The organism is Pseudomonas sp. PDM13 (assembly GCF_025685765.1).
GTDB classification, from domain to species: domain Bacteria; phylum Pseudomonadota; class Gammaproteobacteria; order Pseudomonadales; family Pseudomonadaceae; genus Metapseudomonas; species Metapseudomonas solani.
Window position 1 is genome coordinate 128,138 of record NZ_JAOTQU010000020.1, and the last position, 15,568, is coordinate 143,705.

Sequence of the window (15,568 nt, forward strand, 5' to 3'; positions counted from 1 at the left end):
GCAGAGTAGGGCGCCACTCCGCGATCTTCTTCGCTATTCGTTCCAATTCATCGAAAGCGGGTGGGCCGCCTTCAATGTTCACGCGCGAATACCTTTACGCGCGATTGCTACCGCGAACTCTTCGTTCAAGGATTTGCTCAGTTTCTTGATCGCCGGAGCTGATCCTAACTGAGCTGTAGGAAGTCCCGGGACGGTGACGATATCCCGATTGACCTTGCTGCAAAACTGAAGCGTTACGCTACCGTCAGCCATTCGTGAAGCTGCACAGTTGTAGGCAGGCATATAGATGTCGAAAAGCTTGCTGATGTTCGTAGTGGTGAGATACATACGTCGTCCTTGAGTGGTGTCGGGTTCATGACGTCAGAGTAGCGAAGCTCATCAGCAAGGCGAAGCCCGGTGGCTAGTTTCTGACCAATGGTCCAGAAACGGAGCGATGACCGAAATGGCTGCATACGAACGTGGTGACCCCTGGCCTTTGCTGGATGATCGTCCCCTGGAAGAAAGGCAAATTGGATGGCGTTATCACTACGCGCCTAGCCACATGTTGATCCTCTGAGCGCAATTCATATGTACGCATTCCAACTTGGACAATTTCCACGTCTTGATAACCTAGAGAAACAGGTCCGAAGCCTTCATCAAAGCTGACGAACGCTAATCCTTTGTATATAAAAGCTTGACTCATTTTGTTTTCCTCAGAAATGGCTCTCACTTCCGTTTGAGGCCCTCAGAGAGAAATGGGTCAATAAAATGTCTGCCTATATATCGAGTTGAGCTTGCAATAGGTTGTATAGTAATTAATTTTCACTACGGTCCTTTCTGTAGTAAGGTATTGGCCGCGAGAATGTGACAGATTGCGTGTATGGCAGTCCTATATTTGTGGAAATGTCAATAATCTCTATGTCGCAAATTTCTAACCAAGTCGCTACGGAATAGTTTCCTAGCGGTTTCGGTGGTCTACCCCCAAAGGCATGATGAACAACATGAACCGCCGCTTTCTTTAAATGGGGTAACTGATCACACTCAATCGTAATAGTTTGTTTGGCTCCGTTTGCGTGCCGATAATGTATTTCCCATTCCATTTTTCTTCTCCTTTAACATCGCTTACATTTCCTTGTGTGACCTCAAAATTCTGAGATCCGAAATATTGTCACTCCCGAGCTTTGACTCAGAACCGTACCCTGCATAGACAGCTGGTTTACCGGTGTTATAGTTACTCGGCGAGCAGGCAGTTGTTTCGTGGAGCGCAGCTCGAATATTGAGTTGCCGTGGTCGGAAAGAATAATTTCTATAAGCTCCACAGATGAACTTTCTGACAGCGATTCAAAGCTTACGAATGCGAGGCCTTGATAAGAGATTTCATTGTTCATTCCACGCACCTTTTAGGCGGCAATTAACTGGGTAGGGTTAGGGGCTGGTGGCTTCGTGCCTCTTCAGGATTGCAATGAGATTTTTTTCTGAGCGAATTTTTCCTTCTTTTGTTGAGCTATAAGCTTGTATAGAAAACACCGATTATCGGAAGCAGCACAACATTAGTACTTTGGCGCACTACAGCGAGATCCGAGTTTTGGCTAGTGAAAGCTCTTTTTAAAAATGCTGAGCGCTCTTGCTCATTTTTCTTCATCTTTTACAGTTACATATCTCTCGGGATACATATTGGAGTCTGGGGGCGGTGAGCTTCTAGCCCGGAGGTGGTGCCGGGACAGAAACTCGACGTCGGTCCACGCAGGCCTCTTATTCAGCCACAGGGCGAACTGCTCCCAGCGGGTTGGGCGCTTCACCCAAGCGGCTCAGTGCCGCTGCCCCTTCATGCGCGCTGGGCACTGTTCCTGTTAATTGATCTGGCTCGAAGTATATAACCGCCTTTGGCAGCAGGGACGGCAGTCCCTATCAAGATCAGTCCGCTCGATAGGGTGAGACGTACTTCTTGGGTGTCTCGCAGATCAAGTTGCGTTTCCAGTTGGTAATTTCCGTCTGCCACTTCGTTGACGGAGATGTCGGTGCGTCGACTTTGGATACCGATCAGGCTCCCCGCCCGGCCTGTGAATGAAACAATAGCTTGGCCTTGGTAGCTGAGCATCGTTGCGTCCTCTCAGTTTTCCATGCATGTGAGGAGTAGACCGGTACCAAGCTTGAACGTGCCGTCCGCGGGTCGGTTCTCCGATGATTCACCACCGCCGGCGGTCGAAATTCGAGACGAGTAGAGAGCGTCCTATCTTCGCAGAAGTAATTTTATGTCATCAAAATTTGATAATCCTAGGCTCGGCGATGCATCCGCTCACCTGGTCGCTAGCCAGATGATCAAGCAAAGCAAGCCAGAGAGTGCCGTCCCGCCGATGACGCAAGACAGCATCAAAGCAACAAGCGTTGGTCTGCCCATCATGCGATAGTAATCGTCAACATCCTCAGCGGTGCATCCGCGCGCCAGTAGGTTGTTGGCTTCTTCTTTCATCGTGGAAGACATCAGGATGAAAGCTATTACAGGGCTGACGACATAAGCGGCAGCGATTGCGTAAAGGTATGTGCTCATCAAGCTACCTCTGAACAAATCGCGTTATGCCTGTGTGCTGCTCTACAACTATCCCGCCCCATGATCTACCTGAATCAGTGGTGATGAGAATTCGAAAGGCTACAGCCTGCTTCTGGCTCTGGAGCTCGTAGATGCCATTCTCCAGCTGCAGGAGCTGGATGTCGTCGCATTCGATGGACTGGTTGCTGGACAGGGAAGTGAAGGACATGAAAGCCTTGCCGGAGTAGACGAGGTTCTTGTCTTGGCGGGGGGGAAATCGTCTCTCGAGCATGCCTATCTCCTTATCGGGCTCTGAATCTCGTGATGCCTGAGGCCTGCATGATGATGGGCCCGGACATTGATAACCCTCCGAGGGAGGTAATCAGCACACTGGTGCCGGTTTGCTGCTTGGGACAGCGAAGCTCAAAAATCTCTATATCGAGCTGAACGATGAAAACATTTACCAGCTCCAGTTGCTGGTGATCTGAATCAGTGAAGAACGAAACGAACGCCTTGCCTTCGAAAATGACCTTCTGGTCCATGTGCTTCTCTACTGATTTGCCCCCTCCGAATGTGGTGGGGCCTTGTGTTATGCCTTCCTAAATTCAGATCAGTAGCGCCCCGGCATGGAAGATTACTGCACGCATCGTGAGCATTGGCTCATGTGTGTGGTGTCATGCTTTCACGATAGATGGGCTGTCACTGCGGAGCAAGAGGCTTGCGGCAGCTTGTCATTAAGCTGCCATAACCCACGCGATTCAGCCCATTTGGACCTCAATTACAGCCAAAGTGATATCGCTGAATCCGCGTAAACACTGGGCCTTACATTCACCCTCTTGGGTTGTGGAAATTCTGAAGATGGTAGATCTCGGCCCACCTCATGTACCGGGCAACGCGACCGCACATGGTCGGCATCCTGCTGGTGGTGGGTGTAGGTGGAAGGGTAGATCAGGGGGAGGGGAAGGGTTGCTCAGAACGGGCGAGAGGGAGGGGCGGCGATACCAATTCTGATACCGATTTCCGCTTTGGGATGCTTTTTTGCGCGTCCCGGTGAGATATGGACCAGGCTACAGCCCAGTAAAATCGGGCTTCTTAATCTCCACCGGAAGCACCGCAAACTGCATGGTGATGTTGGCGGTGGAGATCACGGTTGAATCCTGGGCTGGCTGGGGCGCTGACGCGCAAAAGGGCGCGATTGTAGCGGTTTTGCGGGCGGGGCGGGGAGTCGGTTGTCGGCGACGCGTCGGTTTAGCGGGCGAGCGCCGGTTTTCATCCTCCTGCGCGGGGTACCGCCCATCACTCCCTGAAGAACACTTGCACCAGGTGATAGCCGAACTGGCTCTTCACCGGGCCGTGGATGGTGCGCACCGGTTTCTTGAAGATCACCTGGTCGATCACCCGCACCATCTGCCCGGGGCGTACTTCGCCCAGGTCGCCGCCGCGCTTGCCCGAGGGGCAGAGGGAGTGCTTCTTCGCCAGCACGGCGAAGTCCTCTCCTTTGGCCAGGCGCTGCTTGATCTGTTCGGCTTCCGCCTCGGTCTTGACCAGGATGTGGCGGGCAAGGGCCTTGGCCATGGGATTTCCTCGTGGTTTGTGGAGCCGTTCATTGTGCCAGCGCGCGGCGCGCCCATACAGTTCATCGGTTGCGCGTTCACGCGCAGGAAGCCGGGCGAAATTCGCCTACCGTTATTCGAAATGCCCTTTGGACGTTCGCTCCCATGGATCTCCCCTCGATGCTCAAGGTTCTGGCCTCCCAGGATGGCTCGGACCTTTACCTTTCAACCGGCGCGCCGCCCTGCGCCAAGTTCAACGGCGTGCTCAAGCCGCTGGGCACCGACCCGCTCAAGCCGGGCGACGTGGCGCGTATCGCCGAATCCATCATGGACCCGGAGCAGCGCGGCGAATTCGACCGTGAGCTGGAGATGAACCTGGCCATCTCCCTGCCCAACATCGGGCGTTTCCGCATCAACATCTTCAAGCAGCGCAACGAGGTTTCCATCGTCGCGCGCAACATCAAGCTGGATATCCCCAAGTTCGAAGACCTGAAGCTGCCCGAAACCCTGCTCAAGGTGGTGATGGAGAAGCGCGGCCTGGTGCTCTTCGTCGGCGGCACCGGCTCGGGCAAGTCCACCTCCCTGGCGGCGCTGATCGACTACCGCAACCGCAACAGCGGCGGGCACATCATCACCATCGAAGACCCGGTGGAATACGTGCACCGGCACAAGAAGTCCATCATCAACCAACGCGAAGTGGGGGTGGACACCCGCAGCTTCCACGCCGCCCTGAAGAACACCCTGCGCCAGGCGCCGGACGTGATCCTCATCGGCGAGATCCGTGACCGCGAAACCATGGAGCACGCCCTGGCCTTCGCCGACACCGGCCACCTGGCCATCTCCACCCTGCACGCCAACAACGCCAACCAGGCGCTGGACCGCATCATCAACTTCTTCCCCGAGGAGCGCCGCCCGCAACTGCTCAACGACCTGGGCAACAACCTCAAGGCCTTCGTTTCCCAGCGCCTGGTGCGCACCTCGGACGGCAAGCGCCGCGCGGCGGTGGAAGTGCTGCTGGGCACCTCCACCATCAGCGACCTGATCAAGCGCGGCGACTTCAGCTCGATCAAGGAGATCATGGAGAAATCAAAGGCCCTGGGCATGCAGACCTTCGACCAGGCGCTGTTCGACCTGGTGATCGAGGGCTCGATCCAGGAAGAGGAGGCGATCAAGAACGCCGACTCGGCCAACAACCTGCGCCTCAAGCTCAAGCTGCACCGCGACGGCCCCGGCACCCGGCCCACCGCTGCTGCACCGACCCCGCCTCCCGCACCCACGCCCCAGGCCACGCCGACCCAGGATGCCGCCAGTTGGGGCCTGGAACTCAAGCTCGAAGACCTGCCCGAAGAAGATCCACCGCCGGAAGACCCCGGCAAGCACTACTGATCCCGCTGTCAGTCTCGGCCCGGACGTAGGGCGGGTGAAACCCGCGATGCACCTGCACAGTCATGTCGGGTTGCACCCGACCTACGGCGTTTGGCGCTCCATCACGGTCGTAGCCCGGACTTCAGTCCGGGGCCCTGGAAAGGGCTTCGCGAGCAGCGCTCGCTCCTACGGTGAGGGTGGAGTTCCGTTGGGCGTGTGCGTGCTCTGAACCCTTCTGCCCATGAAGCTGATCCCCCGCAATCACAGCCCCGCTGTGGCTGGCGCTTCGTAGGGCGGGTGAAACCCGCGATGCATTTGCACGCTCATGTCGGGTTGCACCCGACCTACGGAGCCTGTTGTTTCAGTAGCGGCTGGGCGTCCTTCAGGTACCGCGCTTGGATGCGCTTCAGGCTGCCGTCAGCGCGCAGGGCTTCGATGGCCTTGCGCAGGTCGGCCACCAGTTGCGCGTCGCAGGTCAGCGAGCAGGCGAGGTAGACGTCAGTGGCGGCCAGGGGCGGGCCCATGCGCAGGCGTTGGCGCGAGACCTTGGGCCAGATGTAGAGCCCTTCGGGCACGCCGGTGAACCAGGCGTCGATGCGGCCCATCTCCAGCAGCTGCGCGGGTTTGTCGCCCAGTACCAGGGAGCGTATCTGCTCGTCGTCGAAGCCTTCGCGGCGGAGGATCTCGTTCTGCGCGGTGCCCAGGCCGACGCCGACCTGGTGGTAGCGGGCGCGGGCCTCGGCGAAGCCCTGCACCGGTTCGTCCAGGGTGAAGAAGGCGCGCTGCAATTCCATGATCGGTGCGACCCAGGTGTAGGAGGCTTCGCGATCCGGCGTGCGCGACAGGGGGATGACGAGGATGTCGCGGCCTTCCATGGTGCGCTTCTGCGCCCGTGCCCAGGGCGCGACGAGGATGCGCACCTGGTAGCCGGCGCGCTTGAGCGCCAGCAGGGTGGCGTCGCCGACGATGCCGTGGCTGTTGCCGGCCTCCAGCATGGTCAGCGGCGGCGCATCGGGCAGGTACAGGTCGACCTTCAGGGGCCGGGCGGTGGCCGGGAGGGCGCAGCAGAGCAGGGCGGCGAGGCACAGGGTTCTGGCGAGCACGGCGTGGTCCGTTTCAGGGCGACGCCAGGAGTATAGGAGAGGCTGCCGCCGCGTCGGGGTGACGCGGCGGAGGGGTCACTCCACCTTCTCGTAGCCGGCCAGGGCCTGGGTCACGCTGGCGTCGTCCTTGTAGCGCTGGCGCAGGGCGTCGAGTTGGGCGTCGATGCCGGTGCACAGTTCTTCCACGGCCTGGGCCAGCTCCTTGGCCCGCTCTGCGTCGTAGGGTTCCTCGCCGAGGAAATGCTCGCAGTTGGCGTAGCGGTCGGCGAAGGTGGTCACGTCCTCGGGTTGGCCGCTGGCGGCCGGTTCGGGCTGGTCGTCGCCTTCACTGCGCGACGGGGCGGCGTCCAGGCGGTTTTCTTCCACCCAGCCGCTGAAGTCCTCGCCCTTGGCGTTGATGTACATCACCTGCATCCAGCCGTTCTCGGCGGCGTAGATGGTCACGCCGTCGCCGGGGATGATGAACAGGCCGGGGATGGTGCAGGCCTTGTCCGGCGCGCTGTGGAAGTGCAGCCGGCCTTCGCCCTTCACCGTGCCCCACCAGGGCGGGTGGAAGCCCACGGCCTCGTTGGCCTTGGCGGCCAGGGCTTCGCAGTCGGCGCTGGCGGTCGGCTGGTCCTCCAGCCATTGCACGTCCTGCATCAGCAGCGGCGCGTAGTGGAAGGCGGTTTCGGCGGAGAACAGGTGGCCGGCGAGGGTCACCTGCTGGCCCAGGTGCGGTTCGAGCTTCTTGTAGCCGGCTTCGTCCAGTACCAGTTGCACCAGGCGCACGTCCTGCTCGGCGCCCATGTCCGTCTCGTAGTCGTTGCCCTTCACGCAGGCGGGCTCGGCCAGCACCAGGTAGAAGCCGGTACGCGCCTCGTCGCCGTTTTCGACGCTTTCGAAGTTGGGCGGGCCGGGGTGGGTCTGGCGCTCCAGCTTGCCTTCGAGGCGCGCGGTAGCGGGTTCGAACTCCTGGCAGGGCGTGGCCAGGGCGATGGAGGGCAGGGCGAGGCCCAGGCAGAGCAGGGCACGGGGGATGAGATCCATCTCGGGTTCCAGGTGGGGTGAAGCGGCCATGGTAGCGCCGGTGCCCCGGCCATTCCCTTGGCCATTGGTCCAAGCGTGATGGGGTTCGCAGGGCGGGTGACGCGCGCGAGTGCCGGGGAGCCGCCGGGTTGCCCCCGGCTTACGGCCTCGCGGTGTTCACTCGGCCAGTTCCGGCAGGTCCCTGAACAGTTCCAGCGCCTGGGGGTTGGCCAGGGCGTCGGTGTTCTTCACCGGGCGGCCGTGGACGACGTTGCGCACCGCCAGTTCGACGATCTTGCCGCTGAGGGTGCGGGGGATGTCGGCGACGGCGATGACCTTCGCCGGCACGTGACGCGGCGTGGTGTTATCGCGGATCACCTGGCGGATGCGCGCCTGCAGCGCTTCGTCCAGCGCTACGCCGTCGCGCAGGCGCACGAACAGCACCACGCGCACGTCGCCCTGCCAATCCTGGCCGATGGCGATGGACTCCAGCACCTCTTCCACCTTCTCCACCTGGCGGTAGATCTCGGCGGTGCCGATGCGCACGCCACCGGGGTTGAGCACGGCGTCGGAGCGGCCGTGGATCACCAGGCCGCCATGCCCCGTCTCCTCGGCGTAGTCGCCGTGGGCCCAGACGCCGGGGAAGGTCTCGAAGTAGGCTGCACGGAATTTTTCGCCGTCCGGGTCGTTCCAGAAGCTCACCGGCATCGAGGGGAAGTGCCGGGCGCAGACCAGTTCGCCCTTGCCGGAGGCGAGCCGCCTGCCGTCCTCGTCCCACACCTGCACGTCCATGCCCAGGCCCTTGCACTGCAGCTCGCCGCGCCACACCGGCAGCACCGGGTTGCCCAGGGCGAAGCAGGAGACGATGTCGGTGCCGCCGGAGATGGACGACAGGCACAACTCGGCCTTGATCTCGCGGTAGACGTAGTCGAAGCCCTCGTGGGCCAGGGGCGAGCCGGTGGAGAGCAGCGCCTTGAGGCGTTCCAGGCGATGGCTCTCGCGGGGCTGGGCGCCGGCCTTCTCCAGGGCGGCCAGGTACTTGGCACTGGTGCCGAAGACGCTGATGCCCTCGGCGTCGATCAGGTCCATCAAGCGCTCGGGGCCGGGGTGGAAGGGCGAGCCGTCGTAGAGCACCAGGGTGGCGCCCAGGGCCAGGCCGGAAGCCAGCCAGTTCCACATCATCCAGCCGCAGGTGGTGAAGTAGAACAGCGTGTCGTCGGCCTTCAGGTCGCTGTGCAGCGCATGTTCCTTGAGGTGTTGCAGCAGGGTGCCGCCCACGCCGTGGACGATGCACTTGGGCACTCCGGTGGTGCCGCTGGAGTAGAGGATGTACAGCGGCTGCTCGAAGGGCACGGGGACGAAGACGGGTTCGCCGCCGGGGCGGTAGAAGTCGCTCCACAGGCTGACCCGGGCCGGGGTGGCGAAGTCTTCCGCGCGGGCCGCCTGGCGGGCATAGGGCACCACCACCAACTGGGCGAGGGCGGGCAGGCGCTGGAGGATTTCATTGAGCTTGGCGGTCAGGTCCAGGGTCTTGCCGGCGTAGTGGTAGCCGGCGGCGGCGATCAGCACCTTGGGTTCGATCTGGCCGAAGCGGTCGATCACCCCCTGGGTGCCGAAGTCCGGCGAGCAGGACGACCAGGTGGCGCCGAGGCTGGTGGTGGCGAGCATGCCCACCACCGTCTGCCAGGTGTTGGGCATGAAGGCCGCCACGCGGTCGCCGATGCCCACCCCGGCGGCGGCCAGGCGCTGCTGCAGGCCGGCCACATGGGCGGCCAGTTCGCCATGGCTGAGCTGCTCGCGGCGGCCATCCTCGGCCACGGCCACCAGTGCCGGGTGGTCGTCACGGCGGCGCAGCAGGTGCTCGGCGAAGTTCAGGGTGGCGCCGGGGAACCAGTGGGCGCTGGGCATCGCCGCGCCTTCCTCCAGCACGGTGCGGGGCTGTGCATGGAAGCGCACGTCGAACAGCTCCACCAGCGCCTGCCAGAAGGCTTCCCGCTGCTCGACGCTCCAGGCGTGCAGGGCGGCGTAGTCGGCCAGGTCGAGGCCGTGGCGGCGATTGATCTCGCGGCGGAAGGCGTCCATCCGCGTGGCCGCGATGCGTTCCGGGCTGGGACTCCACAGGGGCTGGTTCATCGGCGACTCCTTTTCTTCTAGGTTTTGGAGGAAAAGTGCCTGCGCTCGGAAACTTTTCGTATAGACCCTAAGGCTGGGCCCGCTGCGCTGGCGGGCAGTACATACAGAATGGCACGGGCCGGGGCCGGCCGCCCCGGCGCAAGGTTCAGCGGCGGGGCCTCATTCACTTGATCCCGGTGGCACCTGGCGGTTCCAGTCGCGCAGGTGCAGCAGCACGTCGGCCAGGGCCTGGGCGGCAGTGGAGAGGCTGTGCCCGGCGAGCCACAACAGGCCCACGCGGCGTTCGATCTGCGGCTCGCCGAGAGCGATGCAGCGGGCGCCCAGTTCCTCCATCTGCTGGATGCACAGGCTGGGCACGGCGCTCACTCCCAGGCCCTGGGCGACCATGCGCCCGACCGTCACCAACTGGTGGCTCTCCAGGGCCACCGGCAGCCGGCCATGGCGCGCCGCCACCCGCTCCTCCAGCAGCAGGCGCACGGCGGAAGGGCGCTGCAGGGTGATGAAGGGCTGGCCCAGCAGCTCCGCCCAGCTCACTTCGCTCTGCTGCGCCAGCGGGCAATCGCCGGGCACCACGGCGACGAAGCGGTCGGTGTAGAAGGGCGTGAAGGCAAGGCCATCAAGGGATTCCGGCTCGAAGGCGATGCCCAGCTCGACCCGGTGGTTGCGCACCATCTCCAGCACCTGTTCGTTGATCACGTCATGCACCGCCACGTTGACCTTCGGGTGGCGATCGCGGAAGGCGCGCAGCCCCACCGGCAGCAGGTTGCCGGCGAAGGAGGGCATGGCGGCGATGGCCACCTTGCCCAGCTGCAGGGTGAAGTGCTGGCGTAGCAGCTCCTCGGCGTTGTCCCAGTCCGCCAGCAGGCGCCGGGCGATGGGCAGCAGGGTTTCGCCTTCGGGCGTCAGCGCCACGCTGCGGGTGGTGCGCACCAGCAGCTGGCCGCCGAGGGACTCCTCCAGGTTCTTGATCGCCAGGGACAGCGCCGGCTGGGACAGGTGCAGGCGTTCGCAGGCCTGGGCGAAGCTCAGGCTCTGGGCGACGGCGAGGAAGGCACGCAGTTGCTTGACGGTCATTGATTTGTTTTATCGATCAATAGCGAGGAAAAACAAAATTAACAAATGAGTCGAACGAGGAGAAGCTTGGGCCCACTCACCGGCCCCGTGCCGGGCCAACGACAATCACAAGAGGCAGCACCATGAGTGGACTCGACAAGCGCGTAGGCAGCTACGAGGAAGCCCTCGAAGGGCTCACCGACGGCATGACCGTCCTCGCCGGGGGCTTCGGCCTGTGCGGCATCCCCGAGAACCTGATCGCCGAGATCCGCCGCCGTGGCGTGCGCGACCTCACCGTGGTCTCCAACAACTGCGGCGTCGACGGTTTCGGCCTCGGCGTGCTGCTGGAGGACCGGCAGATCCGCAAGATGATCGCCTCCTACGTGGGCGAGAACGCCCTGTTCGAGCAGCAGCTGCTCAGCGGCGAGCTGGAAGTCGAACTCACTCCCCAGGGTTCCCTCGCCGAGAAGCTGCGCGCCGGTGGCGCCGGCATCCCCGCCTTCTACACCGCCACCGGCTACGGCACCCCGGTCGCCGAAGGCAAGGAGGCCCGCGAATTCAACGGCCGCCCCTACATCCTCGAGCCGGCCATCACCGGCGACTTCGCCATCGTCAAGGGCTGGAAGGCCGACCGCTACGGCAACGTGATCTACCGCCACACCGCGCAGAACTTCAACCCGGTGGTGGCCACCGCGGGGCGCATCACCGTGGTCGAGGTGGAGGAGATCGTCGAGCCCGGCGAGCTGGACCCGAGCCAGATCCACACCCCGGGCATCTACGTCGATCGCCTGATATGCGGGACCTTCGAGAAGCGCATCGAAAAGCGCACCACTCGCTCCTGAGGATCGGCTGCGCGTCGGCCCGGCGGTGTTGGAAGCGTGCTCGGACTGCTCATTCAGGCGACTGAACTCCGCGTCCTCGCACACTTCCGCCTAGCCGGTCTCTAGCTCGCTCGATCCTCTTCGACAATAGAACAAGATGAGGCGTTTGAAATGGCACTGACCCGCGAACAGATGGCCCAGCGCGTGGCCCGCGAACTGAAGGACGGCTACTACGTGAACCTGGGGATCGGCATCCCCACGCTGGTGGCCAACTACGTGCCCGAGGGCATGGAAGTGATGCTGCAATCCGAGAACGGCCTGCTGGGCATGGGCGCCTTCCCCACCGAGGACGAAGTCGACGCCGACATGATCAACGCCGGCAAGCAGACGGTCACCGCCAGCAAGGGCGCGGCGATCTTCGACTCCGCCGAATCCTTCGCCATGATCCGTGGCGGCCACGTCGACCTCACGGTGCTGGGCGCCTTCGAGGTGGACGTGCAGGGCAACATCGCCTCGTGGATGATCCCCGGCAAGCTGGTCAAGGGCATGGGCGGCGCGATGGACCTGGTGGCCGGCGCCGACAACATCATCGTCACCATGACCCACGCCTCCAAGGACGGCGAGTCCAAGCTGCTCAAGCATTGCAGCCTGCCACTCACCGGCTGCCGCTGCATCCGTAAGGTGCTCACCGACCTGGCCTACCTGGAGATCGAGGACGGCGCCTTCATCCTCCGCGAGCGCGCCCCCGGCGTCAGCGTCGAGGAGATCGTCGCCAAGACCGCCGGCAAGCTGATCGTCCCGGACGACGTGATCGAAATGAGCTTCTGATTGCTCTTCCGCCTCGCGGACGAAACGCCACGCACGCTTCGTCCGCGGGGCGGTCTTTTGTTCATCGGCCAGGCCCGTGCGGCGTGGCCCTGCAGGAGATCCGTACATGCAAGACGTCGTCATAGTCGCCGCTACCCGCACCGCCGTCGGCAGCTTCCAGGGCTCGTTGGCCAACATCCCCGCCCCCGAGCTGGGCGCCGCGGTGATCCGCCAGCTGCTGGCCCAGACCGGCCTCGATGGCGCCCAGGTGGATGAGGTCATCCTCGGCCAGGTGCTCACTGCCGGCTCCGGCCAGAACCCCGCACGCCAGGCCGCCATCCTCGCCGGCCTGCCCCACGCCGTGCCGGCCATGACCCTGAACAAGGTCTGCGGCTCCGGCCTCAAGGCCCTGCACCTGGCTGCCCAGGCCATCCGCTGCGGCGACGCCGAGGTGATCATTGCCGGCGGCCAGGAAAACATGAGCCTCGCCCCCTACGTCATGCCCGGCGCCCGCACCGGCCTGCGCATGGGCCACGCCAAGCTGGTCGACACCATGATCCAGGACGGCCTGTGGGACGCCTTCAACGACTACCACATGGGCATCACCGCCGAGAACCTGGTGGAGAAGTACGGCATCAGCCGTGAAGCCCAGGACGCCTTCGCCGCCGCTTCCCAGCAGAAGGCTTCCGCCGCCATCGAAGCCGGCCGCTTCGTGGATGAGATCACCCCGATCCTGATCCCGCAGAAGAAGGGCGACCCCGTCGCCTTCGCCACCGACGAGCAGCCCCGCGCCGGCACCACCGCCGAATCCCTGGCCAAGCTCAAGCCGGCGTTCAAGAAGGACGGCAGCGTCACTGCCGGCAACGCCTCCAGCCTCAACGACGGTGCCGCCGCCGTGCTGCTGATGAGCGCCCAGAAGGCCAAGGCCCTGGGCCTGCCGGTGCTGGCGCGCATTGCCGCCTACGCCAATGCCGGCGTCGATCCGGCGATCATGGGCATCGGCCCGGTTTCCGCCACCAAGCGCTGCCTGGAGAAGGCCGGCTGGAACCTCGGCGAGCTGGACCTGATCGAAGCCAACGAAGCCTTCGCCGCCCAGGCCCTGTCGGTGGGCAAGGAGCTGGGCTGGGATGCCGAGAAGGTCAACGTCAACGGCGGCGCCATCGCCATCGGCCACCCCATCGGCGCTTCGGGCTGCCGCGTGCTGGTGACCCTGCTGCACGAGATGATCAAGCGCGATGCGAAGAAGGGCCTGGCGACCCTGTGCATTGGCGGCGGGCAGGGCGTGGCCCTGGCCATCGAGCGTTAAGCCTCCAGTCGGGCCGAGGAATCCGGCCCGACGCATCACCCGGCCCAGCCTCCCGTGCTGGGCTCCGCTGCGCCCGGTGACGACCTCCGGATAGAGGTCGCGCCGGGAATTGCATCACGCACCGCACCGCTCACCGAGCGGGGCAAGACGCATTCCACGCCCTGGGCGTGGCGTCGTCGTTTCAGGCAAACAGGGGGCAAAGACCCCCGTGCTGGTTCCAACCCTTATCCGGTGCCCGGCCCCGGCCGTGCCATGCCGACAAGAATAAAAGTGAGGTAGACCGATGGTCACGCAACTCGAAGAAAGCCGTTCCGCCCGTTTCGCCATGCGCTGCTCAGCCTGGGCCGAGCGCTGGTTCCCCGACTCCTGGGTATTCGCCGCACTCGCGGTATTGATCGTCACCGTCGCCGTGCTGGCCATGGGCGCGCCCGTCAGCGCCACGGCCAAGGCCTTCGGCGATGGGTTCTGGAGCCTGATCCCCTTCACCATGCAGATGGCCTTCGTGGTCATCGGCGGTTATGTGGTCGCCAGCTCCGGCCCGGCATCGCGGCTCATCGACCTGCTGGCGCGGGTGCCGAAGAACGGCCGCACCGCAGTGGCCTGGGTGGCGCTGATCTCCATGGTCGCCTCGCTGCTCAACTGGGGCCTGTCCCTGGTGTTCGGCGGCCTGCTGGTGCGCGCCCTGGCCCGCCGTGAAGACATCAAGATGGACTACCGCGCCGCCGGTGCCGCCGCCTACCTGGGCCTGGGCGCCGTCTGGGCCCTGGGCCTGTCGTCGTCGGCCGCGCAGCTGCAGGCCAACCCGGCCAGCCTGCCGCCGTCGATCCTCGCCATCACCGGCGTCATCCCCTTCACCGAGACCATCTTCCTCTGGCAGTCGGGCGTGTTGCTGCTGGCGCTGGTGCTGGTGTCCCTGGCCATCGCCTACATGACCGCGCCCAGTGCCGCCAGCGCTCGCGACGCCAAGGCCTGTGGCGTGGACCCGAGCTTCACCGCGCCGCCCCAGCCGAAGCCGACCCGCCCGGGCGAGTGGCTGGAGCACAGCCCGCTGCTGATCATCATGCTGGTGGTGCTGGCCGGCGGCTGGCTGGCCCAGGAGTTCGCCAGCAAGCCGGCGATCACCGCGATCTCCGGGCTCAACACCTACAACCTGCTGTTCATCATGGCCGGCGCGTTGCTGCACTGGCGCCCGCGCGGCTTCCTGGATGCCGTGGCCCGCGCCGTACCCACCACCACCGGGGTGCTGATCCAGTTCCCGCTGTACGGCTCCATCGCCGCGATCATGACCACGGTGAACGGCGGCGACGGCCAGACCCTGGCGCACCACATCTCCACCTTCTTCGTGCAGATCGCCTCCCACGACACCTACGCGCTGCTGATGGGCGTGTACTCCGCCGTGCTGGGCTTCTTCATCCCCTCCGGTGGCGGCAAGTGGATCATCGAGGCGCCCTACGTGATGCAGGTGGCCAACGAGCTGCGCTACCACCTGGGCTGGTCGGTGCAGATCTACAACGCCGCCGAAGCGCTGCCGAACCTGATCAACCCCTTCTACATGCTGCCGCTGCTGGGCGTGCTGGGCCTGAAGGCGCGCGACCTGATCGGCTTCTCCTTCGTCCAGCTGCTGGTGCACATCCCGCTGGTGCTGGTGCTGCTCTGGGCGCTGGGCAGCACCCTGGAATACGTGCCGCCGGTCATGCCCTGACAGGGATAGACGTAGGAGCGGTTTCAACCGCGAAGCTTTGGGTTAGCCCGATCGCGAATGAATTCGCTCCTACAAGGAGACAGCCAGTAGCCCGGGCTTCAGCCCGGGAGCGGTGTTGGACAAGCCCTCCGGACTGAAGTCCGGGCTACGGATGTGGGAGCGGTTTCAACCGCGAAGCTTTGGGTTAGCCCGATCGCGAATGAATTCGCTC

Annotated in this window: 16 protein-coding genes; 5 read left to right on the plus strand and 11 right to left on the minus strand. The window is 63.6% G+C overall.

Annotated elements, in window-relative coordinates; translation table 11 throughout:
• Positions 1-78 precede the first annotated feature (78 nt).
• The 7 genes from OEJ36_RS20785 to OEJ36_RS20815 all read right to left on the minus strand — a co-directional run bounded on the left by OEJ36_RS20785 (position 79) and on the right by OEJ36_RS20815 (position 4,081).
• Positions 79-327 (minus strand): hypothetical protein, encoded by a 249-nt coding sequence (locus OEJ36_RS20785; protein WP_263403183.1) that lies wholly within the window; start codon positions 325-327, stop codon positions 79-81.
• Between the two features lie 794 nt (positions 328-1,121).
• Positions 1,122-1,367, minus strand: a complete 246-nt coding sequence (locus tag OEJ36_RS20790; protein WP_263403184.1) for a hypothetical protein — start codon at positions 1,365-1,367, stop codon at positions 1,122-1,124.
• Positions 1,368-1,804: 437 nt separating this feature from the next.
• Positions 1,805-2,077 carry a hypothetical protein gene (locus OEJ36_RS20795; protein WP_263403185.1) on the minus strand — a complete coding sequence of 91 codons (273 nt, stop codon included), beginning with the start codon at positions 2,075-2,077 and terminating at the stop codon, positions 1,805-1,807.
• 198 nt (positions 2,078-2,275) lie between these two features.
• Positions 2,276-2,527, minus strand: a complete 252-nt coding sequence (locus OEJ36_RS20800) for a hypothetical protein (protein ID WP_263403186.1) — start codon at positions 2,525-2,527, stop codon at positions 2,276-2,278.
• Positions 2,528-2,531: 4 nt separating this feature from the next.
• Complete coding sequence (locus OEJ36_RS20805; RefSeq protein WP_263403187.1) at positions 2,532-2,798, minus strand: hypothetical protein; 267 nt, start codon at positions 2,796-2,798, stop codon at positions 2,532-2,534.
• Between the two features lie 10 nt (positions 2,799-2,808).
• Positions 2,809-3,048 carry a hypothetical protein gene (locus OEJ36_RS20810; protein WP_263403188.1) on the minus strand — a complete coding sequence of 80 codons (240 nt, stop codon included), beginning with the start codon at positions 3,046-3,048 and terminating at the stop codon, positions 2,809-2,811.
• Between the two features lie 754 nt (positions 3,049-3,802).
• Positions 3,803-4,081, minus strand: a complete 279-nt coding sequence (locus tag OEJ36_RS20815; RefSeq protein ID WP_021216621.1) for a peptidylprolyl isomerase — start codon at positions 4,079-4,081, stop codon at positions 3,803-3,805.
• 158 nt (positions 4,082-4,239) lie between these two features.
• Here OEJ36_RS20815 and OEJ36_RS20820 point away from each other — a divergent pair, with 158 nt between their 5' ends.
• Positions 4,240-5,445, plus strand: coding sequence for a PilT/PilU family type 4a pilus ATPase (locus tag OEJ36_RS20820; RefSeq protein ID WP_021216620.1), 1,206 nt, complete (start codon positions 4,240-4,242; stop codon positions 5,443-5,445).
• Positions 5,446-5,768: 323 nt separating this feature from the next.
• On the opposite strand, the gene OEJ36_RS20825 is transcribed toward OEJ36_RS20820, so the two are convergent.
• The 4 genes from OEJ36_RS20825 to OEJ36_RS20840 form a co-directional block, all read right to left on the minus strand.
• Entirely contained in the window at positions 5,769-6,527 is a 759-nt protein-coding gene (locus OEJ36_RS20825; protein ID WP_263403189.1) for a substrate-binding periplasmic protein, read from the minus strand.
• 75 nt (positions 6,528-6,602) lie between these two features.
• Entirely contained in the window at positions 6,603-7,556 is a 954-nt protein-coding gene (locus OEJ36_RS20830) for a DUF4431 domain-containing protein (RefSeq protein ID WP_263403190.1), read from the minus strand.
• 156 nt (positions 7,557-7,712) lie between these two features.
• Positions 7,713-9,668 carry an acetoacetate--CoA ligase gene (locus OEJ36_RS20835; protein ID WP_263403191.1) on the minus strand — a complete coding sequence of 652 codons (1,956 nt, stop codon included), beginning with the start codon at positions 9,666-9,668 and terminating at the stop codon, positions 7,713-7,715.
• Positions 9,669-9,827: 159 nt separating this feature from the next.
• Complete coding sequence (locus tag OEJ36_RS20840; protein WP_263403192.1) at positions 9,828-10,742, minus strand: LysR family transcriptional regulator; 915 nt, start codon at positions 10,740-10,742, stop codon at positions 9,828-9,830.
• Positions 10,743-10,864: 122 nt separating this feature from the next.
• Here OEJ36_RS20840 and OEJ36_RS20845 point away from each other — a divergent pair, with 122 nt between their 5' ends.
• The 4 genes from OEJ36_RS20845 (at position 10,865) to OEJ36_RS20860 (ending at position 15,357) form a co-directional block, all read left to right on the plus strand.
• Positions 10,865-11,563, plus strand: coding sequence for a CoA transferase subunit A (locus OEJ36_RS20845; protein WP_043246821.1), 699 nt, complete (start codon positions 10,865-10,867; stop codon positions 11,561-11,563).
• Positions 11,564-11,713: 150 nt separating this feature from the next.
• Positions 11,714-12,370 (plus strand): CoA transferase subunit B, encoded by a 657-nt coding sequence (locus OEJ36_RS20850; protein WP_263403193.1) that lies wholly within the window; start codon positions 11,714-11,716, stop codon positions 12,368-12,370.
• A gap of 106 nt (positions 12,371-12,476) precedes the next feature.
• Positions 12,477-13,655: an acetyl-CoA C-acetyltransferase gene (locus OEJ36_RS20855; protein WP_263403194.1), complete on the plus strand. Its 1,179-nt coding sequence runs from the start codon at positions 12,477-12,479 to the stop codon at positions 13,653-13,655.
• A 283-nt stretch (positions 13,656-13,938) separates the two neighbouring features.
• Positions 13,939-15,357, plus strand: coding sequence for a short-chain fatty acid transporter (locus OEJ36_RS20860; RefSeq protein ID WP_263403195.1), 1,419 nt, complete (start codon positions 13,939-13,941; stop codon positions 15,355-15,357).
• The last annotated feature ends 211 nt before the right edge of the window (positions 15,358-15,568 follow it).